This window comes from Pontimicrobium sp. MEBiC06410, from assembly GCF_053601615.1.
In genome coordinates, this window is record NZ_JBSHNT010000134.1 from 56,538 (window position 1) to 80,676 (window position 24,139).

At 31.2% G+C, this 24,139-nt stretch carries 17 protein-coding genes, 1 other RNA gene and 1 pseudogene; 13 read left to right on the forward strand and 6 right to left on the reverse strand.

The window, feature by feature from the left end:
- Window positions 1–266 precede the first annotated feature (266 nt).
- Together ACVC08_RS03255 and ACVC08_RS03260 are read left to right on the forward strand one after the other, a co-directional pair.
- A complete protein-coding gene (locus ACVC08_RS03255; RefSeq protein ID WP_452600971.1) occupies window positions 267–1,205 on the forward strand; it encodes a serine hydrolase in 939 nt (312 codons plus the stop codon).
- Entirely contained in the window at window positions 1,202–4,036 is a 2,835-nt protein-coding gene (locus ACVC08_RS03260) for an Npt1/Npt2 family nucleotide transporter (RefSeq protein WP_452600972.1), read from the forward strand. The genes ACVC08_RS03255 and ACVC08_RS03260 overlap by 4 nt, the downstream gene beginning before the upstream one ends.
- A gap of 14 nt (window positions 4,037–4,050) precedes the next feature.
- Here the strand turns inward: ACVC08_RS03260 and ACVC08_RS03265 are convergent, their stop codons facing one another.
- The 6 genes from ACVC08_RS03265 to ACVC08_RS03290 all read right to left on the reverse strand — a co-directional run bounded on the left by ACVC08_RS03265 (window position 4,051) and on the right by ACVC08_RS03290 (window position 12,101).
- On the reverse strand, window positions 4,051–5,352 hold the full coding sequence (locus ACVC08_RS03265) for a serine hydrolase (protein WP_452597451.1): 1,302 nt from the start codon (window positions 5,350–5,352) through the stop codon (window positions 4,051–4,053).
- A 2-nt stretch (window positions 5,353–5,354) separates the two neighbouring features.
- Window positions 5,355–8,252: a PEP/pyruvate-binding domain-containing protein gene (locus ACVC08_RS03270; RefSeq protein WP_452600973.1), complete on the reverse strand. Its 2,898-nt coding sequence runs from the start codon at window positions 8,250–8,252 to the stop codon at window positions 5,355–5,357.
- Between the two features lie 306 nt (window positions 8,253–8,558).
- Window positions 8,559–9,140, reverse strand: a complete 582-nt coding sequence (gene miaE, locus ACVC08_RS03275; RefSeq protein ID WP_452600974.1) for a tRNA isopentenyl-2-thiomethyl-A-37 hydroxylase MiaE — start codon at window positions 9,138–9,140, stop codon at window positions 8,559–8,561.
- Window positions 9,127–9,696: a hypothetical protein gene (locus ACVC08_RS03280; protein ID WP_452597163.1), complete on the reverse strand. Its 570-nt coding sequence runs from the start codon at window positions 9,694–9,696 to the stop codon at window positions 9,127–9,129. The genes miaE and ACVC08_RS03280 overlap by 14 nt, the downstream gene beginning before the upstream one ends.
- 74 nt (window positions 9,697–9,770) lie before the next feature.
- Window positions 9,771–11,501 (reverse strand): DNA polymerase III subunit gamma/tau, encoded by a 1,731-nt coding sequence (locus ACVC08_RS03285; RefSeq protein ID WP_452600975.1) that lies wholly within the window; start codon window positions 11,499–11,501, stop codon window positions 9,771–9,773.
- Between the two features lie 309 nt (window positions 11,502–11,810).
- Window positions 11,811–12,101: a hypothetical protein gene (locus tag ACVC08_RS03290; protein WP_452600976.1), complete on the reverse strand. Its 291-nt coding sequence runs from the start codon at window positions 12,099–12,101 to the stop codon at window positions 11,811–11,813.
- Between the two features lie 232 nt (window positions 12,102–12,333).
- On the opposite strand from ACVC08_RS03290, the gene rnpB reads away from it, so the two are divergent.
- The 11 genes and pseudogenes from rnpB (at window position 12,334) to ACVC08_RS03345 (ending at window position 24,110) form a co-directional block, all read left to right on the forward strand.
- An RNA gene (gene rnpB, locus ACVC08_RS03295) (RNase P RNA component class A) lies at window positions 12,334–12,640 on the forward strand.
- 362 nt (window positions 12,641–13,002) lie between these two features.
- Complete coding sequence (locus ACVC08_RS03300) at window positions 13,003–14,343, forward strand: microtubule-binding protein (RefSeq protein WP_452596917.1); 1,341 nt, start codon at window positions 13,003–13,005, stop codon at window positions 14,341–14,343.
- A 241-nt stretch (window positions 14,344–14,584) separates the two neighbouring features.
- Window positions 14,585–15,640, forward strand: coding sequence for a hypothetical protein (locus ACVC08_RS03305; RefSeq protein WP_452600977.1), 1,056 nt, complete (start codon window positions 14,585–14,587; stop codon window positions 15,638–15,640).
- Between the two features lie 88 nt (window positions 15,641–15,728).
- A pseudogene (locus ACVC08_RS03310) lies at window positions 15,729–16,052 on the forward strand (four helix bundle protein).
- A 149-nt stretch (window positions 16,053–16,201) separates the two neighbouring features.
- Window positions 16,202–18,160, forward strand: coding sequence for an AAA family ATPase (locus ACVC08_RS03315; protein WP_452600978.1), 1,959 nt, complete (start codon window positions 16,202–16,204; stop codon window positions 18,158–18,160).
- A 28-nt stretch (window positions 18,161–18,188) separates the two neighbouring features.
- Window positions 18,189–18,635 carry a hypothetical protein gene (locus ACVC08_RS03320; RefSeq protein ID WP_452600979.1) on the forward strand — a complete coding sequence of 149 codons (447 nt, stop codon included), beginning with the start codon at window positions 18,189–18,191 and terminating at the stop codon, window positions 18,633–18,635.
- Between the two features lie 84 nt (window positions 18,636–18,719).
- Window positions 18,720–19,955 carry a DUF6638 family protein gene (locus ACVC08_RS03325; RefSeq protein ID WP_452600980.1) on the forward strand — a complete coding sequence of 412 codons (1,236 nt, stop codon included), beginning with the start codon at window positions 18,720–18,722 and terminating at the stop codon, window positions 19,953–19,955.
- Between the two features lie 82 nt (window positions 19,956–20,037).
- Window positions 20,038–21,189, forward strand: coding sequence for a hypothetical protein (locus ACVC08_RS03330; RefSeq protein WP_452600981.1), 1,152 nt, complete (start codon window positions 20,038–20,040; stop codon window positions 21,187–21,189).
- A gap of 58 nt (window positions 21,190–21,247) precedes the next feature.
- The gene (locus ACVC08_RS03335) at window positions 21,248–21,772 is read left to right on the forward strand and encodes a hypothetical protein (RefSeq protein WP_452598463.1); all 525 of its coding nucleotides are present in this window, start codon (window positions 21,248–21,250) and stop codon (window positions 21,770–21,772) included.
- Between the two features lie 58 nt (window positions 21,773–21,830).
- Entirely contained in the window at window positions 21,831–23,603 is a 1,773-nt protein-coding gene (locus ACVC08_RS03340; protein WP_452600982.1) for a hypothetical protein, read from the forward strand.
- On the forward strand, window positions 23,604–24,110 hold the full coding sequence (locus tag ACVC08_RS03345; RefSeq protein ID WP_452600983.1) for a hypothetical protein: 507 nt from the start codon (window positions 23,604–23,606) through the stop codon (window positions 24,108–24,110).
- Window positions 24,111–24,139 lie beyond the last annotated feature (29 nt).

Sequence of the window (24,139 nt, forward strand, 5' to 3'; positions counted from 1 at the left end):
AAGGCCTATACATATTGTATAGGCTTTTTTTATTCTAATATTTCATAATTAAAATAAGTTAATATAATATTAACATATACAGTTGTACAACAATTAAAAAAACTATATAGACTAAAATTAATATTTATAGAGTTAAATTAACACATAAAAAACACGTTGATTTGATATGTCTGTTTTTAAAAGAAATTACAGCTATTTTTTTGTAGATTAGTATATTGTGGTATATTAATTGCACTATAATTAGTATGAAAACAAACGATAAAATTATGCATAAACTAATAATCACTAAAACTTTAATCTTTAGCTTCTTTATTGTTAGTCACTTTAGTATGGCGCAAGAAGAGTTGCCTATAGAGCCAAATGGAGAAATTGAAGTTATTGGTGAATTGCAAGATAGTATGTTGCAAAATTTACTAGAAGTTAAACTTAATAGCAATCCGAAATGGAAAAAATTAATAAAGAATAAAAAACTGTCAGTTGGTATTGTAGATTTAAGCGATGTAAACAATGTAAAGTATGCAGGTATTAATGATAAGCATATGATGTATGCCGCAAGTTTACCAAAAATTGCCATATTATTAGCCGCGATGGATGCAATAGAAAGTGGAGAGTTAGAAGACACCGCAGAACTGCAAAAAGATATGCGATTAATGATTAGTAAATCAAACAATCAAGCTTCAACACGTATGATAGATCGTATAGGCTATAAAAAAATAGAAGCAGTTTTACGAGCTCCAAAAACAAAATTATACGATGAAGAAGTAGGAGGAGGTTTATGGGTAGGAAAACGTTATGCAGCTGGAGGTAAAAGATATCCTGAACCAATGAAAGGCTTAAGTCATGCAGCAACTACAAGACAAGTATGTAGTTTTTATTACCAATTGGTAATGGGAAATTTAGTTTCTACTGAGCGCTCAAAGCAAATGTTAAACATAATGAAAGACCCAGCGTTGCACCATAAATTTGTAAACGTGTTAGATGTTATAGCTCCAAAGGCAACAGTATACAGAAAATCGGGATCATGGAAAAACTATCATTCAGATTCAGCTTTGGTTTGGGGACCAGAGCGGCATTATATTATTGTCGCTTTAATTGAAGATGGTACAGGGGAGCAAATCATGCGTAAATTAGTTAAGCCATTAGATAAAATTTTGAAAAGAACAATAAAAAATAAAAAAGCTAAAACCCATAAGATTAAAAATTGATACTTAAAAAGCTTTTAAATAAAACATTTGGATTAAGAGATGGTGAAATACACATCTCTTTTTTAATGCAATTATATATTTTTTTAATTATAACTGTATTACTAATAGTAAAACCTACAGTTAATGCTTTATTTATATCTCAATTAGGGGCAGACCACTTACCATATGGATATCTACTATTAGCAATAGTAGCGGTAGTCGCTTCTTATTTTTATAATAAAGCTATTCGGTTATTTTCACTAACAAAAGTTACAGTTTCTACTTTAGTTTTCTTCAGTTTAGGCTTTTTGTCCCTAAGTGTTTTACTACACTTTTCTATGCTTAATAATTGGGTGCTTTATATCTATTATTTAGGAGTTTCACTATTTGCAGTAATTGCAACGTCTCAATTTTGGATACTAGCTAACATAGTGTACAATTCTAGAGAAGCAAAACGATTGTTTGGTTTTATTGGAGCAGGAGCTATTGCAGGAGGTGTTTTTGGAGGGTATTTAACAAGCTTAGTCGTTTCAACTTATAGTAACAAAGTTGTAATGGTATTGGCCGCAGTTTTAATTTTGTGTTGTATTCCTATTTTGCACAAAGTATGGACTTTAAGGCTTAGGGTTATGAATATTTATGTTAGAAAACAACGTAAATTTAATGATACAAATACAGTACAATCCTCACTTAAAATAATATCGAACTCTAAACACTTAACGTACTTGGCATGCATTACAGGAATAGGAGTAATGGTTGCAAAATTAGTAGATTTTCAATTTAGCGACTTTGCAAGTCGTACAATGCCTAACTCTGAAGATTTAGCCGCTTTTTTTGGGTTTTGGTTTTCAACATTTAATGTGTTAGCACTTATTTTACAATTATTTTTTACCAATCGAGTATTGAGTAGGTTAGGAGTATCATCTACTTTACTCATTTTACCACTTGGTATAGCTTTTGGGAGTTTATTATTTTTAACGTTTCCTGAGTTATGGGTACTCGTAATAATAAAAGGTATAGATGGTAGTTTTAAACAATCCTTAAATAAAGCTGCTTTCGAGTTATCTATAATGCCTATCCCTTTAAATATAAAAAAACAAGCTAAATCATATATAGACGTTGTTGTAGATAGTATTGCTACGGGAATATCTGGTTTTATGCTTATTTTTCTTATAAGAAAGTTAGATTTAAGTACATCCTATATTAGTGTAATTGTTCTACTCTTGGTTTTTATCTGGATTATACTAATCTATAAATTAAGAGAGGCATATTATAATTCATTCAGAAAAAATATACAAACCACAATATTAAAAAGCGGAGATGCTTTAAATGAAAACCGAAAAACAGAAACAACTATCACTGCAGCTAGGCGGATTTTAAACGGAAATAACGAAACAGCTATTTTGAACCTGTTAGACCGTTTAAGCAACTACAAAATGAAAACCTTAAAAAGTAGTGTCGTAAACCTATTAAGTCACCCTTCTAATACTATTAAAAAAGAAGCAATTAAACAGTTATACCTCTACGATAAAATAAATGAAATTGAAAAAGTAAAGAAATTAATTAATGAAAATGATGACGATTTGGTATATGTAGCTTTAGAGTATATTTTAAACCATGAATCAACCTCAGAAACAGAGTTCTTTAATACTTATTTAAATCATGAGAAAGATTATATAGCAAATGCAGCATTATTATGCTTAGCCAAAGAAGCCTCAGATGATAAAGTTTTGGCGGTTAAATTTAATTTAAAAGAAAGACTAACCGAAAAAATAGATACATATAATAGAACCGAAAAAACTAGAGAAGAATCTATAGCCGAGTTATTAATTGCTATAGCATATTCTGGTTTAATAGAGCACTTTTCATTTATTGAAACACATTTAAAAAGTGAAAATGTTTACTTAAAAGCATATGCTATAAAAGCGGCAGGAATTAGTAAGTATGAAAATTTTATAGAATCAATATTATTATGTGTTTCTGAAAAACAATACCGTAAACGAGCAATAAAAGCTCTTAAACGATTTGGACCAGAAATAACAAATACAATACTAAGTTTAGATAAAACCCAAGAATTAAATCCCAAAATAAAACGTTACATACCTAGAATTGTTGAATCGTTTAAAACGCAAAGTGCAGTATATGTGTTAATGCGTTTAATGAGAAGTCGAGACTTTATGACACGCTGTGAAGCCTCTCGTTCTTTACTTAAATTAAAAGGTAAACAAGTAAAACTTATTTTTAATCCTAGACAATTAAAAGGTTTTGTTTTAAAAGAAATTAAACAATATAAAAATGCTCTAATAGCAATCGATTCGTTAAATATGCTACTAGATAAGCAAAGCCTTCAAGACTCTAAAACAGATAAAGAGATAGAACTTTCGATAGCTAGACAAAATATTGTAGATATTTTGCAAGAACAGTTAGAAACAAGTTTAAAAACTATTTTTGAATTATTAGCAGTTTTATACGATACAACAGATATAAAAATGACTTATTCTGGCTTATTAAGCGATGTAGAAGACGCTAAAATAAATGCAATAGAGTTTTTAGATAATCTACTTAAAAGCCAATTAAAATTTAAGTTAATTCCAATATTAGAACATTATGTTTTAGGAAATATTGGAGCACAATCTCCATTAAAATTAAAAGTATTAAATGAAAAAGCTTGCCTAACATTATTAGTAAAAAGTAGAGGTAAACGCATAAAACTAGAAGTATTATACTTAATTAATATTTTAAACGATAAAAGCTATAAAGGATTAGTTAAGTCTATGCGAAAGCATCCTAACGCCGAAGTAAAATTCTTTACTTTTGAAACCTTAAACAAGCTAAATGGCTTTAAAAATTAATTTTCATTACAGCTTTAATCCTCTTCATCTTTATAGTTTTCATCTAAAGCATCAATATCATTTTCGTTATTTTTTGTAATTAACGCATCAATTTTGCTTGCTAAGTACATGTGTGCACCTGCAGAGTTTTTATTTAAAACATTAGACATTAAACAAACAATATATTTAGTTCCGTTTGGATGTTCTACTATAATTACAGAGTTCATGTAGTTAAAGACGTTACCAGCATAACTTTTACAATTAGGGTCTTTTTCTCGGTCACATTTATAATAACTTCCAGATTTAAAATACACGGCAGCACTATCTAAACGACTAGATTTAGCATAGCGAATACGACGATCTGTTAAATATAACATGCGCTTCATTTCTAAACTAGACTGTTTATCTACTATTTTACCTTGTTCTAACTTTACCAAATATTTCATTAAACCTTTAGGCGTACCAATACTACCACCTTTTCTGCCAACATATTTTCCAGCAGGTCGTGTAAACATACCACCTAATCTCCAATCATCTTCATTAATACCTAAATCTCTTAGAGGCTCGTTTACAACACTATTTGCTAAATTAGTTAAAGAGTCTCGAGGTGTTTCTTTAAAGTAATTTTCCCCTTCTTCTTCGGTTAAATTCACGTAATCTGGCCCATAAGCAGCCATAAGCATAGCTTCGCGGTACATAACGCTTGCAGCGCCATTATTACTTACAGAAACCATGTGGTCTAACCATTCAAATAACGAAAATTTGTCACTAGCGCGAACTTGTCTTTTTGTTAATTTATCATTTTCAATATCATAAATAGGAACAGTATGATGATCTCCTGTTCCCCAATAACGAGATGAAACTTCTATGTCTTTAAGGTACATAATACGGTCTTCGAAAGAGTTAGGGCACACTTTTGCCATTTGAGTGAATACAGCATTTAATACAGCAATTTTTCCCACGCTTCCAGGTTGATACCCTACATTTTCTCTATATGCTGCATATTTTAAAGCCTTAGGGTTGGACATGTCTAGGATAGCAACAGAATAGGCTCCACTGGGGATTAAACGTTTTACGCTTCTTGTAAATTCATCATCTTCAATTAAAAGCTCATTAATACTGTCTTCATTTCGAGAGGTTAAACTTAAATTAATGTCTGCTAGAGTTTTATAGGCGCCGTAAGGAATACGATTATATGGAATACTATCCATTTTCATTTTTTGTATTTGATATAAACGTTTAATTCCTGTACGCTCATAACCATCAATTGGATAAGGAATAAAACCAAAAGATAATAATATACATAGACTAATACTTATATAGAATAACTTTTTCATAACTACAGTGTTTCAGAAAGATTTATTAGTTGGTTTGTTTTAATTTGTGGAGAGATTGAGATTAAATATTCAGAACTTTTTGCTTGTTTGTTTTCTACAAATGGTCGTATTTGAAATAGCCATAACTTATTATTTTTAAACCCAAACTCTACATCGTAAGCCTGTTTACTATCTTTAGCCTCTTTTGTAATTGTATTTCTAATTTTGCTAGCTAACGTTCTAATATCTGTTATATTTTTGCTATTTAAAATAGGAGTATTAAAAGCTGTATTGTGTTTTTTAACACCTCCATAATTTGGTAACCTAATATAGTCAGGTTGTCTTGCAGGAGCTAAAAGTGTATTTGATGTTGAAGTAATTAAACGAGTCTCTGCACTTTGCCCATCTACAGCTCCACCAGCTCCACGACTAAAAGCAACAGTTAAATCATCATCATTTCCTGAATTAATACCTTTGGTAATCATAACTCCAGAATAATCAACATCCACACTTGGGATTATTAAAATTGAAGGAAATACATTTTCAGGATTACTTAAATATTTTTGTCTCCATTTAAAACTACGTTCTGTATACGCAGAAGCCCAAACGCGTTTTATACCTTGTATAATATCGGTTTCATTTTTAATATTGAATAAAGTAAGATTTAAACCAGCGCCAGTAAACTCTTTTAAATCTTCCATATTAGTATCACTACGTAAAAATACGGGAACATTACCAATAGAGTTTCCAAAGGAAGAGTTGAAATTTTGTTTTAAATCTTTAGTAAACTCCATAGATAAAGGCATTTCTATAATAGCTTTATGAAGTTTATCTAGAGCGTCTAATTGAAATTTTTCAACTTCATTATCGCTTTTGCCACTAGCTCTTAATTTTTTAGCAGTCGTAAAAGTAGTATTTAAATAGTCCCAATAACTTTTATTTTGATTGGGCATTTGTTGATTCATATGCGACCTAAAGATCCCGAAAGGAATAATTAACCCTTCTACAACTTGATCTGGAAATAATTGTTTTAACTCACCCAAGTTTGCTGCTTTTGGACCACATAATTTACCAGAATCTTTGGCGTTTACATTACGCATATTAATAACTTTAGAGACGTCTAATCTAATTTGATCTACTGGTACTTCAATTATATTTTTATTACGCTCTTTTTTACTAAACAACTCCTGTTCTTCTCTAGACATATCCTCTTGAGATTTTAAAATAATATTCCCTTTATTAGAAACAGCGTAAAAAACATGAGTACCATCATATTGTTTTAAAGCTTTTAAATTGTCGTAAGATAAAGCTGCGTTGGGAATACCTAAATTTCTTGCTAACAACTGCACGTGCGAGACCAAGTTGCCTTCAGATACAGTCATAATACCAGCTACTGGTTTCAGGTCGTGAGGCGGTTTTTCAAAAATATAAATATTATTTGTTTTTACTTCAACAGCATCAGGATCTCCATCAACAACCACAAGTTTACCAAATGCATATCCTGGGTTTAAACCGCGAAGAGAACTTTGGTTTTCAATAGACATTACTTTATTGTTAATATTCGATTTTTTTGCTACAAAAGCACCAAAATCACTAACGGTAATACCAAGGCTTAATGCTACACTACTTCGTATTCTATCATCTATAAAACTATAAGTAAGAGGCTCAAATTTTGTGTAACGGTCTACTTCTTCTTGGTAGTGTGCTTTTACCATAGAGGCACTCCATTCCAAAACACTTCTGCCAGTAATTAGTAGGTTGTTTAACTCTTCAATAGTTAAACTATCCTTAGTTAATTTATCGTTTAACTGATTTTCTATTGCGTTGTATTCCCATATTTCTATTAAACCAGTACCCAAGGCTGCACATGTTAAACTACTAATTTTATCTAAATTATCTGCAACAGTTGTGGTTTCCCAATTCTGAGCTTCTATAAGTAAAATATGCTCCAATTGATTTGATAAATCTAGAAGTGTTAAACGGTTTTTACTATTAGAATAAGTATTTATGTTAAGTCTAATTTCATATAATACATTTGCAATTTCGGTTATTAAACTGGATTTAGGCAAATTATCTGCCTTAACAAAGTTCAGAATAGTATTTGTTGTAGAATTTGAAGCTGGCAAGTGCAATAAGTCCTTTTCTAAAGATTTAAAATTTATTGGTGCATAAAATTTACGCATAGTAGTTACCAAGTCGTCAAAATCTTTTTTTAATTCTGTGGGGATTTTATTGTTTTTAATAAAGTCTGTAACTAATTTAATATCTGTAATTTCTGGTTGCCCATGGATTTTTATACGAATATCCATGAAAGACTTTAAGTCTTCCGAAATTGTTTTACTCTGGCTTCTCATTAATTGAGCAATATTATCATCACCATTATGGGGGATGTCCTTTAATGCTTGACGAATTAAATAATAATGAGATTCTATAAGCTGGTCGTCTTTTAATAGGGATTCAAAAAAATCTTTTCCCCAAGCCTCTTCATCTTCACTTTGTAAAGCACCACGATAGTATTGAGCTTTACGTAATATCCAACCATCATCTATACTAGCTAAATATTTTCCTAATTGGTATTGTTTAAGCCTACTAAAGTTGGCGTTTTTATCTAAAAAATCAGAGGTTTTTGCGTCTGCCAAAATCTCGCCAAAAAATAAATGATTGGTTTTTCTCAATGCTAAAGCAGATTCTTTAAAGCTAGCATGCTGTATACCTCCACCAATACTATCTGGGCAAGGATCTTTTGGCTCACGTTCTGTACCATCTTTACAAAACCATTTTATACGATGGTATGGACCTCGTGCATCTTGTTTATAAGCCTCTATAAGTTGTGTTACTTGTTTTGTAGATTTTTCTTGTGCAATAAACGCTTGAAGGTTAATAAAAAAAAGAATAAAGGTAAATAGACTTACTTTATGCATAGAATAGAATGTTAGTTAGTTTTTGCTTACATAGCAAAAGTAATTGGAACTTAATAAGAAAGTTAGCTCAATCACATTAAGTGTTTGCTTAAATGAAATAGGAACTTATTGTTAGTTTAATAGAATGCTTTTTAAGTTTTTATTTTGGTAGAATTACTAAAAAAGAGACGCCCCTTTATACCAAAATCTGTTTCCTTAAAGGTAATGCATTTTTTATTTATAAGAAACTTCACTCATTGTGTGTTTTGAGTGAAGTTCACTTCTTATATTTAATATAAGTGAAGTTTAAAAATAATTGAACCAATTTTATCCATGTATGGTTTCCGATTTACTCAAGTTTTTCATTATATCTGCTTCAAAAAGCAGTAAATCTTGCCATTTTTTATCGACCTCTTCACGGTCTCCATATTGTCTTGCAAACCCTAAAAACATAGTATAATGATTAGCTTCACTAACCATTAGTTTTCTGTAAAACTCTGCTAATTCTTTGTCTTCTAGTTCTTCTGAAAGTAAACGAAAACGTTCACAGCTACGAGCTTCAATTAAAGCGGCGTACAATAAACGATGCACTAATTGTGTTGTCCTACTTCCTCCTTTGGGAAAGAATTTTATAAGTTGAGAAACGTAATCATCTTTACGGTCTCTACCTAAAGCCCAACCATTTGCAATAATTTTATCATGAACCATTTTAAAGTGACTTATTTCTTCTTTAACAAGAGCAATCATTTCTTGAACCAAATCTGTGTATTCAGGAAAGCTTACAATTAAAGAAATAGCAGTACTCGCTGCTTTTTGTTCACAAAACGCATGATCGGTAAGTATTTCTTCTATATTTTTTTCTACAATATTTACCCAACGTGGGTCTGTTGGTAATTTAAGTCCAAGCATGATTTGTTTGTTTTATTTTAAAATGTCCTTTTTCATCAATAATTATATAGTAAGAAGGGCAATTTATGGTTTTATCAGGAATACAGTTAGAAATGGCTAAATGTATAGTGTTGGTTTCTAAAGACTTTTCTTCGTTTATAGCTAAGCCTTTAGTTATAGAACTGTTTAATTTGGAAATATTTGGAATGTATTGTTTTAAAAAAGAATCGTCTATAGTTTCATTGAAAACTAGCTTTTCATCTTTAAAAATAGAGACTTCAGAGATAAACTCTCTATATTGTATATTATGAGTTATCGATTCTTTTTTTAATTGTTTAGTAATAGAATTAGTCATATCGCTAAACGTTTTTATTTTTACTTTATATCCATTACTTAAAATGGTATCCGTAACAACTTCTGTATAGTGTTTAGGAATGAACTCTGTGTGCTTTGAAAAAGACTCTAATAGATTGTGTTGCTTTAAAACTTCTGCATTACTAAGCTTTGCACGGTCTCTGCCATCACAACTAATACATACAATAGCAATTAAAAGTAATAAGGGTAATAATTTGCGCATGATAATAGAATTAAGTGTTAAATTTAATAATTTAGAAGGTATGGTATTTATATTTTAACACTAAGTTACAAGTGTTAAATATCTAAATCAAAAAGACCACGTAATAATTCAATATTAGGGTTAATCTCTTTTAGTTTTTCATACTTTTCTTCCGCAGTATAAGCAAAACGTTTTTGTACGGCTTCATTAACAGTAATATTTAAGCTTATATCGTAATTTTTTAGAGACTTACGTAAATATTGCATTAAATCGAACTGTTGCCTTTCTACTTCAACTTTATTTGTAGAGTTTGGAAACTCTAAATAAATGGTAGTACCTTTTAGTTTTGGTGTATCTATGCCTAAAATTGAAGCTAAGTTCATTTTGCCATCTGCTCTTAACTTATTTATAAACGTATGCCATACAGGCATTAAATCGTCTACATCAAAAGGTTCTCGTGGCAAGCTGGCTTCATCTACAATAGTATCTTTCTTTTTAGAAACATGTTCCTTTTTTGCACGAATGCTACTTAAAGACAACCCAGAACTAGCACGTTTATTTCTATCTAAAACAATTTTTGGTGGTGTATTACTTGCAATAGCAGTTTTTATAGCCGGTTTTGGTATAGATGATACCGTTTTACTACCAATTTCTGTTGTTGTATTTGTTTGAGAAGTAACAGCAGGTTTAGAAACAGGAATAGGTTTTATCCCTAACTTTTTAAAGTAAGATGGTGGAATTATGTAACGTTTGCTATTTTTTTTTTCTCCATCGAAAGTGATAGAGGCAAGTTGCATTAAACAAAGTTCAACGAGTAGGCGTTGATTTTTGCTCGTTTTATACTTTAAGTCGCAATCGTTAGCTAATTCTATTCCTTTTAATAAAAAGGTTTGTGATGCTTTTTTAGATTGTTCTAAATACTTTTCCTTGGTTTGTTCTCCAACTTCTAATAAAGGAATAGTAGAAGGGTTTTTACAAACCAATAAATCTCTAAAGTGAGACGCTAAACCAGCAATATAATGGTGGCCGTCAAACCCTTTAGATAAAGTCTCATTAAACTGTATTAATAAATCTGGTATTTTATTATCTAAAATTAAGTCGGTACTTGTAAAATACGTTTCGTAATCTAAAACATTTAAGTTTTCGGTTACCGCTTGTCTCGTTAAATTCTTTCCTGAAAAACTAACGACACGATCAAAAATAGATAAGGCATCACGCATGGCGCCATCTGCTTTTTGAGCGATAATATGTAAGGCGTCATCCTCAGCAGTTATGTCTTGTTCGCTAGCAATATATTTTAAGTACTCTTTAGCGTCTTTAACCGTAATACGTTTAAAATCGAAAATTTGACAACGTGATAAAATGGTTGGTATAATTTTATGTTTCTCGGTAGTTGCTAAAATAAAAATACAATGTTTAGGCGGTTCTTCTAGCGTCTTTAAAAACGCATTAAAAGCCGCTTGAGATAACATGTGTACCTCATCAATAATATAAACCTTGTATTTACCAACTTGAGGCGGAATTCGAACTTGGTCTGTTAAACTTCTAATATCGTCTACAGAGTTGTTAGAAGCGGCGTCGAGTTCAAAAATGTTAAATGCATAATCTTCATCGCCAGTTTCGCTACCATCACTATTAATCATTTTAGCTAAAATACGCGCACAACTCGTTTTACCAACACCACGAGGTCCTGTAAACAGTAGGGCTTGCGCTAAATGATTGTTCTCAATAGCATTTAATAAGGTATTTGTAATGGCTTGTTGCCCAACAACGTCCTTAAACGTTTGGGGTCTGTATTTACGTGCCGATACTACAAAGTGTTCCATGTAAGAAATGCAAAATTATTAACGAAACAAAGTTAAAAAAACGGATGAAAATTAAGAATTCTAAGAGGGCAATTTATATATAGTTATTAACAATAAAAATAGTGGTTTTTATGAAGATTAGAATACATAAAACGAAGTGATTAATGTAACATACGTGTTGTAGTAAATTAAAATATTATCCAGCTTTTCAATTTTTTATATTTAGTTGCTAACTTTTCTACTCAAGAAGTATTACGTCTTTACAAATATCCTTTAATTATTCGATTAGTCGCTTGGTTTCTAAAAAGGTATGTATGATGTGATAATTAGTTAGTTTACTTTAATCCATTTGTTATTTTTAAATTCGAAACTCAAGATGTTTTTTCCTTCCATTCTACCTCCAGAACAAGCTGGCTCCCAACAAGTAAATTCTGTAAACACACCATTCTCGGTTCTTGTAACTCCTCGCATGCTATCATCAACGACCCAAAAGGATTGCTTTCCATTAGTTCGTTTAAAAACTTTAACCTCGTAAAGTTCTGACCAGAATTTAATTTTAAATTCTTCTGACCCGTCAATAATCTTAATTCTTTTTGTGCATTCAGGGTCCCGAATGACCAATAAATTGTCAGTTATTGATATTTTGATTATTACATTTTCGTTCTCTATTTTATAAAACCCTCTTGGTAGATTACTTCCAAGCGTATATATAATAATGACAGATGATAGAATGATTAATGTTTTTTTCTTCAATACTCTTCTTTTAAGAGAATTTAAAAATAACAAATTAAACCATACAAAAAGCAACAAATAACACTTGTTAAATTGCATTTTATTAATGTACATTTGCATCCAAGCAGATCGCCTTATCGCGTCCCGATACATTTGGGATGAGGAAAGTCCGGACACCATAGTGCAATATAGTGGTTAATGGCCACCAGTCGTGAGGCTAGGAAAAGTGCAACAGAAAGAATGTACAGGTAATGCTGTAGTGAAATCAGGTAAACTCTATTAGGTGCAATGTCATGTATACCAACGTTTGAGCGTGCACGCGCGATTGTTGGAGGGTAGGCAGCTAAAGTGTGCTGGTAACAGTATACGTAGATAAATGATAAGGGCTCGTAAGAGTACAGAATCCGGCTTATAGATCTGCTTTTTTTTATTCCCACGTAGGAGGGAATCTCCTTAATCAAAACCATAAGCGTCAGTTCGAGTGGTCCCGATATTAATCGGGAGCGTATCGAGAACAGGTCGATTAACGGCTACTGATTTACGATTTTGAAAGTTAAAGTAACATCATTCTGAACTTGTTTCAGAATCTCACATCATTTTCAAATTTCACTAGACATAACAAATTCCATCAAAACACACAAAAATTACCTTTTCTAATAATTCTAGACCAAACTGTAACAATTAACTAAAACTTAACACATATAAATTGAGTGTAAAAATTTCAGAACTAATAATTTTTAACGAAATTGCTAAACTAAATTTGTTCAACCAATAAAAAACGCGATATAATATGTCTGATGATTTTGATTTATTAGAAACTAATACTAACGAGAAAAGTGAAAAGGTAGATGTAAATTGGGGCAAAGCTATAGATACAATGAAATCTAAGCTAGCACAAGAGGATGACCCCGAAAGTCGTCAAAAAATACTAAATGCAACATTAGACGATGTTGTACAAATGGCAGAAAAGGACAGAACAACACTTTTAGATGCAATTAAAGATTTAACAGACTACCAAGACGAGGTTGGTATTTTATTCGAGCGTTTTTCTGCATTAAACGAAACAGAACAAAAAGTTATCGACGATGCACAAAAAGCATTAGACAGAGCAAAAATAGAACTAGAAGATGCACAAAAGGTGCCAGACACTTGGTGGAACAATCTTTGGGGGCGTAAAAGCAAAATAGCTAAAGCAGAAGACACATTAAAATCTGCAGAAAAAGTACGTGCTGGAGCAGATAACAAAGCTAAAGCAATGTTCCAAGAACGTATAGAAAAAGCAGACGTACAAACATTATTAAGCGAACTATCGTATAAATCTCAAGCAGCAGTAACCCGATTAAAAAACCGCGAAGTAGAAATAAAAGAAGTAGAAGAAAAACTTAAAGACGCTATAGTAGAAGCCTCTAAAAACCACACCAAAGCCTTAGAGAAAAAGAAAGAAGTAGAAGATAAGTTAGAAGAACAATACGCATTACTAAAACAAGCCAGACAAGAATTAGAAGATATTGCCGATAAGCAATCTGCAGAATATGCAGAATCTATTGGTAAAATGACAGCTTTAGAACAAAAAGTAGAAGAGCTGGAAGGTCTTAAAAATGCCTACACAACTTTAGCAGCATCCAAAGATAGTTTTGTACATAAGCATAATTTAACCATAAAAGTATTAACCTCTTTACGTAGTAACTTACAAACGCATAGAGCAAAATTAAAAAGTGATACAGAAGAGCGTTTAAAGTACTATGATGGTTATGTAGTAGCATTAAAAGCGAGAACAGATCAAGAATTTGCTGCAATATTAGAGCACTTAGGTGTAAAAACAGACGAACATATTGGAGAAACATTAGCGTCTATGCACACAGCAAGTGCAAAAGCACGTCAAGAAATGATGGATAATATTCCAGTACACGAAAAAGTAATGCAAGGCGTATACAGTAGCTATGCAGAGGCCTTACAAGAAATTCGCGCAAAAGATGGAGACATACAAAAGAATTTTGCAGAGCGTTACGGTATAGATATGAAAGAACTTTTCGAAGATTACTATGCAGCACAACCAGCACCACAAGGAGGAGATGGAGACGATGTGCCACCGCCACCAAAACCAGCCGCAGAAGACGATATGTTGAGCTAAGTTCTCACGAAAGAGGGAATCTCTTAAAAATATAAAAGAGATTATAAAAATAATTTGGGCGTTACCTCCAATATAATTGGAGGTCAGGCTTTCCGCTATATCTTTTTTCTAAAAAGAAAAAAGGATGCCGCTGCAATCCTTAACGCAGAGCTAGCCTAAGACAGTTTATTAATTAAAAAATATAAAATACCTAAGCCTTCGTTTTTTTAACGCTTTATAAAATTAAGAACATCAAAAAATAATGTCTGTAAATCACATTGTAACCCCTTTAGATTCGGCAGTTCTAGACAGCAAAGAACAATATGTATTCTACCACAAAAAAGTAGACTTTGCATTAAAAGAATTAATAGTAAGTGTACAACAGAAAGCATTGTGTACACCTCAAGAAATGGTGTTTTTTAAACAATACTGCGACCTTTTATTGTACTCTATAGAAGCCATGCGTATAAAATATATGTACGATGAAGAAGATAACATGAAGGTAGATTTAACCGATTCGGGATTTCCTAATTATTTAGAGTTTAGGTATTTATATAACGATTTGTCGTTAAGAGATAATTATATAAATAAGCTGAAAGATGTAAGTGAGTTACAAGACGAATTTCTAGACCAATTATTACGTAAAAAAGAACCCATACGTAAAGATAAACTCTTTCAAGCCGCTTCTATAGTATATTACACATCGGTAGAGCAGCAATATATATTTAACAGATTTGTACAAGGTAAAATAATAAAAGCGCCAGAAGATATTGCAACAGAATATATGACGAGTTGGAGTTTTTACGATGTATCACTAAACAGACCGTTTATTTGTTTTATGTATTTTGATTATGATGGAAAAGACCCACTAAAAGAGAAAAATGAAATATACAAGACATTAAAAGCCATAGCCGATCGAAAAATGCCATTAGACACGATGGCATACGGAATAGACAGAAGGCTGAAAAATGTATTTCCAAAGCATATAAAACGAATAGATTTAGGACCATTTCATAATGTATTTGCAAAAGATGAAAATGAGCTAACACACTCTATTTTAGAAAGTATTGCTAAAAAAGAAATCCCATTAGAGTCCTATGCACTATCTTTAAAAATAGACGAAGTATTTTCAGGAAGCACCTTTAGCGAAGGCGGGTACTTTACTAAACAGACCTTGCAAAAATGGAGTGACATTTTAAAAAGTAAATATGTATTCGCGCCCCATAGAATTATTCAATTACTCTATAATAAAAACCCAGAAGTAATGAATAAACTAGCTAAACCACCGTTTCAAATTGCAGATATGAAAGTTAAGTGAGCAGTGAGTAGTGGGCTGTTAAATAGTGAAAATAAGTAAATGCGTTTTAAAACATTATTAGCATATCAAAAAAGGATTTGAGTTAGCTATGAATATATTCCAAATAACTAAAACATTTCCAAAATCAGAGTTATTTAGTTTAATATCTCAAATTAATAGCTCTAGTAGAACTGTTTGTTCAGCAATAGCTAAAGGTTATAGAAAAAGACAATATGAAAAGTATTTTAAAAGTAAAATGTAAGATGCAGATAGTGAAAATTCAGAAACCCAATTGTGGTTAGACTTTGCACTAGCATGTGAATACATTTCAAAAGATAAAAAAGTAGAATTAGAAGATAAAAGTATAGAAGTATGCAAGCTTTTAAACTATATGATTAATAATCCCGATAAATTCGGAGTAAAAAAAGGATGATATAGTAAGCAGTATGCAATAGGTAGTAAGTTAACCCTGTTAAAAAACACGTTCGAGTAAGCACTGTATACTGATAACTGAATACTGAAAACTAAATAAACTGGAGTCAGTACTGTGTACTGCAAACTGTAAACTGAAGACTAAAAAATATGGAACATAACTCAACCTTCCCTATAAAGCAAAACGAATTAAATATGCTTCGTGAAGAAGCGAGTGGCTATTTAAAAAGTATACAATGGGAGCAAGGACAGCGAGCAAAAAATAAAGATAAGGACGCCAAAGACGAATCGATATTACTGTATCTATCTCGTGCCAATAATGGAAGTGGCGCAATAGAGATTACCTCTGTGTCTAAAACCATTTTAGCATTAAAAAAGCGCTTATTACCAGATTCAGTAGCCTTACCATTACGATTAAACCAAACCTTACATGCAGTACAAGAAGGTTTAACATTAGGGATTTGGATAAAAGATAGTTATTACGATGCCTCAGGGTTATCTGCATTAAACGAGCGTAAAAGCACTTTAGATACTAACGGAAAGCGAGAATTCGAGAGTAAAATGCATACTGCTACAGCATTCATGCTATTCGCAACAGCTTATCATATATTACACACGTTAAAACCACATGCTTCAGACGATTTAAGTGTGATGAAGCAAAAGTTTGCAGGCTTACCAGAAGTCTCTTTTCTATCACCATTAAAAGGAGTAGCCTGTAACTTATTCTATTTCGATAAATATTTAGGCCATCCAGACATTATAAAGTCCGATAAAGATGTCATAGATTTTACAGTAGTCTATTTTGAAGCAGTAATAGACGAAATTCAATTACGAAAAAGTAGTTTAGAATATACCGAAACTATAGAAGATCGTACTTATAAATTAGAAAACTCAGAATTTGCAATATCTGGCTGGAGTAATGTGTTTTCTGGAGCAGCAAAAAGTGTAGAGTTTAATAAAATTAAGTTCGAACAAATTGTAGGAAATCGTGATGCAAAACACTTTGCAAGACGTTTAACAGAACGTATGTTAAGTTACGATTTCGAGGCAAAGAAAAACCCGTTTCAAGAATTAGGCGGATTCATGCCCGTATTTATGGGTTACGGAATCCCAGGAACAGGAAAAAGTATGCTTATTGCTGCAATTGCTACGCGATTAAAAGAACATTGCGATAATCTAGATATTCCGTTTTTATTCCACCCCATGCCAGATACTTTAATAAGTACATTTCAAGGAGGCTCTGCCGAAAAAATGGTAGAATGGATGAAACCAATGCAAGACCCTTCAAAATTAATATTTGCACCAATAGATGATGCAGAAAATAATTTACAAGAACGAACAGCTCAAGGCGTTTCGGCAGGTGTAAAAGAAGTTATAGGCGTATTTTTGCGTTATACAGAAGGTGCTTATGCAGTAAACTACGGGAATAGTTCTATAGGTTTATTTACTAATTTACCAGAAATGCTAGATAAAGCCGTTATTTCTAGAGTACAAGGCCGATTTAAAATAGATGGTGCAAGAACAGAACACGATTTCTTAGATCAAGATCATTTATGGTGGCGCAAACTGGAAGACACGATGCCAGATTTTATAAATATGGTAAAACCTACCGATTATACCTTTTTACAAGACCAAGGCTTAGCTAAAAACATGGGAGATATTTTAAACAGTGTAGAAAAACCCTCAGAAGCAAGAGTACTAGAAGCCTATGCAAAAGCAGAACATAAACATAATGTAAACAATCATCAATTTTTTGCAACCCTGTATAAAGAAATTCAGACTATATTTCCGTTCTTCTCGTCAAGAGATGTTAGAAATATACAATCGGCAATATCATTGCGTTTAACCGATTTCGATTTAGAACAAGATTGGTTCGATAATCCTGAAATATATTTCAAAAAAGATTACGAAACCAAGTTTAATATGCTTCAGGAATTAATGAAAGCAAACATGAAAGGCTTAAACTTTTCAGATATTAGAAGACAAGAAGTAGTACGTTATTTAGATAACGTGGCAACCATTGCAGATACCGATTTTAAACGAAAAGTAGATGCTAGAATAAATCAATTAAATATTGAAACGAAAGCAAGAGAACAGTTTGGGAAATAATTAAATAGGGTTTATCCAATCATTAATAATGCAAAAAGAAAAAGAAGAACTAGACATTATTATAGAAAAACTAGAAGCTATGAGTTCTGTTGAAGATGCTTTTTTTCTCTATGATTATGAAATAAGTATTAAAAAAAGCGGATTTATTCATTCTAATAAAGAAGGTTTAATTCTTTATGCTAAAGAATTATTAAAGGCATCAAAACGATTTGAAGATTTTAAGTTGAATAAAAGTGAAGAGGAAACTATTTTTTTAGAAACATCTGATTGGTATCTTCACGGGAAAAAACGAATAATTCCTTATATAAAACCAATTTATAAGAGTAGAAAATTATTAAAAGAACCTATATCTTTTAAAGAGAAAATAAAAGAGAAAATTTCTTTAATATCTTATTTTCTCACAATAATAATAATAGTAGGTTTAGTTTTTATTGGTTTTTTACAAACTATAGATTGGATTAAAAATTTAATTTAATCTATGTTAAAAAAATAATAGAGTATTTCTAAATAAAACATTAAGGTATCACTCTTTTTAAAACGAAACAAATTAAAATTTGCAATGCAAAAACTAGAATTAGCAAATCTATACAGAAGTGAACTCATTCCCATTAGTGGAAAGCTAGTTGAGCGCTATAATAAATGCTTAGTTAAATTAGGGTTTACCGAAACAAAATTAAAAACCTTTTCTATAGATGGAATAGGGTGGAGTCCAGAAATAGCAGAAGAAAAAGGTAATTTGTTGTATTTAAACAATGGAGAAGCCAATCCGCATGGTATTATTATTTCTCCATTACAGAAAGGGAAACCAGTTTATGTGTCGTTTCATACGTTCGATAGAGAAATGATGCAACATGTATTTAAAGCTTATGGAGATAAAATAAATAATATTACAAGAGATTGTGCTATTTGCTTAGATTTTGACCAAAGTATCGATGCGTTTTATGAGCCTTTAGACGTTTTAAAATACAATAAAGTATCTATACATTTTCACTTAATAGACAACCTAGATACCATACAAAAAGAGCAACAACAACTTGTTCAAAAATTTAAAGAAGGAAACAATTTTATAGATGAAAATTTACAAAAAGAACTTTTAGACTCAGCCTTAAAATATGGTGATTTAAGGACCAGAGATTTAGAATTAAAGGAGCTAGAGTATACTACCAATTCGTTTTATACTAAGGCATTTGGAGGTGTTTATTTATTACGAGATTTTATAAAGGATATTATTGTTTTTGAAAACGAAAAATGGTATAAAGAAGCTATAAAAGATACAATACACGATGTGTTAATTTATCACATAGATCAGCCAGAGCTAATAGCAAAGTTATTAAGCCATGATATTATTGAGTGTGATTTAGATAGAGCAGTTACTACATCGCGTTACGAACGCATTAAAAAATATGAATTATCAAAATCGTTAGAAAAACCACAACACCCAATACAAGATATTCTAAATGACCAATTGTTGTTTAAGAGTTATTTAAATAAAGTAGATATCGATAGTAGAAAACGTATTATGGGAGTAGAGCGCTATCTAGAAAAAATAGAAACCAGTAACCAATATAAAATTGCAGATATAGTAGATGCAAAAATATACCAAGCGTTGCACGAACCGCATTCGTCTATAAGTGCAAAGTATCATGATTTATTATGGAAACTATTAGTTAATATTTCTCCTAAAGATATTTTATTCCTGTATTGGTACGATAAAGAACAATTTTATAAAGCGTATGATACTTGGGATGACTCCATGAAAGATTGGGTAATTGAAACAATTAGTAACAATATTTAGAAAAATCATACTAATAAGTCGAAATGTGAGAGATAGAAGTTTAAAAAATATAGACAAATTTTATATATTAAAGAATAATACATTGAAAATTAGGCTATTATTATTACTGTTAACCTCAAGTTTTGTTTTTGCTCAAAACGCTAAAATAGATGAGGCTAACATGAAGTTTAAAAATAAGGAGTATAAAGAAGCTCAAGCAATATACAATAATTTTATAGATGAATTATCTTACAGAGAGCATGCAAATTTAGGTCTATGTTACTATGTGGAAAGTGAGTATGAAAAAGCTGTAATTGAATTTAAAAAAGCCGCAGATAATAATGATTCTCAGGGTTTAAGATATTTAGGATATGCTTACGAAAATGGTTTTGGAGGTTTAAATCAAGATTATGATAAAGCAATTGAGTTATATAAAAAAGCAATTCTTTTAAATGATGATGTAGCGACATTTAATTTAGGTTATTTATATGCTAATGGTAAAGGTGTTGATAAAAACTATGAAAAAGCTTTTGAATTATATACCAAAGCATCAAAGCAGGGACACGCTAGAGCTATGAATAACTTAGGTAATATGTATAAAGAAGGATATTATGTTGAAAAAGATTTAAAAAAAGCATATAATTTATTTCATGATTCTGCTAAAAAAGGAGACGTATACGGTATGAATAATTTAGCTCAAATGTATGAGCAAGGGAATCATGTAGATAAAAACATAAATGAAGCTATTCGTTGGTATAAATTTGCTAGTGATAAAGGGAATTCTGCTGCCCAAAACAATTTAGGGGTAATATACTTAACAGGAAATGGAGTAGAAAAAGATTATAAAGAAGCATACTATTGGTTTGATAAGGCTGCTTCACAATTGGAAATAATGGCTATGGTAAATATTGGTAGAATGAAAAGGCAGGGGTTAGGAATGGAGAAAGATTTTGATATGGCACACAAGATTTTCATATATGCTGCTGAACGTCAAAATCCATATGCATTATATGAACTTGGAAATATGTATTATAATGGCGAAGGAGTTGGTAAGGACTATAAAAAAGCCTTTAAGTGCTATAAACTTTCTGGAGAAAGAGGTATGCTGGATTCTAAAATTATCGTAGCATATATGTTAGAAAAAGGAGAAGGAACGAGTAAAAATCTTGAAGAAGCTATAAAGTGGTATAAAGATGCAGAAAAAAATGGAAGTGTATATGCCTCTAAAAAGATAAAAGAATTAAAAAATAATTAAGTCAGGAGGCAGAAAAGGTCAAACTTTTAGCTTTCGACTTTAAACTAAATCAAATACTATGATGTCACTCGAAATAATAATATTTATCATTTCCATTTTATTTGGAATCATCTTATACTGGAGAGAGTCTAAGAGTAATAAAGTGTATCGTTTCTTCAATAAAGTATTCAATTCAAAAGAATTACAAATGAAGGAAGACGATAAAAAAGGGTTTATATACAAACAGAACCTCTTATTGCGTTTGGTTTATATTGTAGCTATTTATATCGTTGCTATTATTATTATCAGACTATTAATCCCAATAGATTTAGTCACCTTATCATTATTTGCGTCTAGTATTTTTGGAACCCTTGCTGGAACATACCTTGCACATTTTGTAATAAAATCTGGAGATGTTATAGAAGATAAATCGGAATCCTTAACAGAAATGGTAAGCGGTACAATAGAAAAAGGAAAGGACTTTATTGAGGATATAACCAATAAAGAGAATACTCCCGAAATAGAAGAAAAAGCTCCAACAACGGAGCCTAAAAAACAAGAGAAAAGTGCAAGAGAGCGTTTAAAAGATAAAGGCTATATGTAGTTTGCTATAAAAATCAAATAAAAAAAACTTACCAATTAGAACACAAAATACAGTTTCAATGTTAAAAAAATACTGGAATAAAGGCGGAAAACAAAAACGAATAATTATACTATTATCGTTAGTATTAATTATTGCGCTATTCTTTTTAAGAGACGATTACCAACCGGCATTACTGTTTATTAGAAAATTTATTTTTATAATATTATTATGTGCTATAGTATTATTTTTTGGATTAAGAAAATTTAGAAAGACAGCATCTACAGGAAGGCGATTAGGAATTTTAGGAATTTTATTAGTGTTTTTTGGACTTCTATATTTTGTAGGATGGCATTTTAAAATGTACGATTATATGAAAACATATAATGTGTTTAATGATTTAAACCGTGTAGAAATAAACGAATTACCATTAACACAAAATGAACGCATACAACCCTTACGAAACATATTTTCAATGGCTAACGAAAGTGTAGGAGAGACTAAAGATGTCTCATTACCGCACTTAGTACGTGTAGACGACGAAAATAAGTGGACAATGGCCATACAACCAAGCGAAAAGTATGCGTGGCAAGCTATGAATGATAATACCGAGGAAGTCTTTGCGGTATCTAGTACAACACCGTTTCCTAGATTTTCTAGCGATAATCGTATACCAGTAACCTTTTCAATAGGAGAATCTTTAAAATTTAGTAGAAACACCTATAATGCAGTAGTACAGCGTTTTAATCCATGGATGTTATTTAACTATGAGCCTAGTGATACCTATTACATGAAAAACGATACAGGGCAATGGGTAGAAGTCGTAAGTTTAATAAAATGGAAAGGCTTTTTCTTTCCATATCCAACCTTTGGAGGGGTTATGGTTATAGATAATGGAGCACATTATTTTAAAGATTATTTAGAGCGTGTAGCAATAGGAAAAGGAACCTACATTAGTCCTGAAGAAATGAAAAACCATCCATATTTAACACGCCAAAATACTGTAGCAGAAAAAATTTCTCGCTTACAAGCCGAATCTTTAAAGTTTTTAGGAGGTTTTAGCGATCCGTTACCATGGAATATGAAAACAGCTGTAAAAATTCCTGATTTATCTAAAGATCAAAACGAACAGCCTTTTGTAACCGATTTTAATTTTTCAGACACAGGTATAGGTGCTTACAATGGTTTATACCACTGGTTTGGTTTAGAGCCGGTAGGAGATGAGCGAACCAGTTTAACCTATAGCGTATTTATTCCTGCAGATGGAACAGATAAACTGTATTATTATGACCATGCCTCTAAAAAGCAAGGCTATGCCGGTGTATCTGCAATGCCTTTAAAAGTTAAAGAATCTAGAAAAGAATATGATTGGACAGCAAATACTCCTGTAGAATTTAGGCCATATATAAAAAATATTGCTGGACGTAAACGCTTATTCTTTTTAGGAACCGTTTCTGCGATAAATGATAAAGACTCTGGGCAATTTGATGGCTCTGCAACTCCAGATTTAGTATTGGTAGATAGTGAGTACAGAGATGTCGTTTGGATAGATGTAAAACACCCAAGTCAATGGGAAAAAAGTGTTTACGATCAATTAAATGAAGCCTGGCGCTCTAGTGAAGGTATTGGAGAGTATTTTGTTGAAGAAACTAAAACTATAGAATTTGGTCAAACAACAGATAATACTATTGCAATAGACTCTACAAAATTAGAAGCCTTAAAAGCTAGTGGAGGAGAAGATGAAGCAATACAGGTATTACAAAATAAAATAGACTCTATAAAAAAGGCTAGAGAAGAAGATGAGATTTTAAAACTGCAACGTAAAATAGATTCTATAAAGTCTAGCAAAGAATAAATGAAAGCTAAACCATATTGGCTTTTAAGTATAATTATTACTGGACTATTTTGTGCTTCGTTATATTCTAGTTTATTCTATAATAAAAATGAAGGATTAGATGTATTAAAAATGAAATTAGAAAATGATCCTGATTTTATGTTTAATATTAAAATAATATTTGACTCTATTAGAGCTCCTTTATTCTTGCTTATACCTCTTTTGGGACTATTGTTTAAAAACAAAATTGGATGGATATTAATAGCTCAATATTTTTATTTTTTAGTATTTAATCTTTTTATAGGTTTATTTAAAAATTTTCAAGAATTTGAATATATCTTATTTTTTATTGTAATTATATTATTCATTACTACTATTATTTATTTTTTGAATAGAGAATCACTTTGTACTAATCATTTTAAAATAAAAAGAGGTCATTTATTAGTGCTTAATAGTATTGCACTAGGTATAGGTGTCTTTTTTTCAATATCTCTATTTCTATATAAGTATGCTTACTGGATTAAATAATTGTGGTTAATAAGTAAACTGTTTTTTGT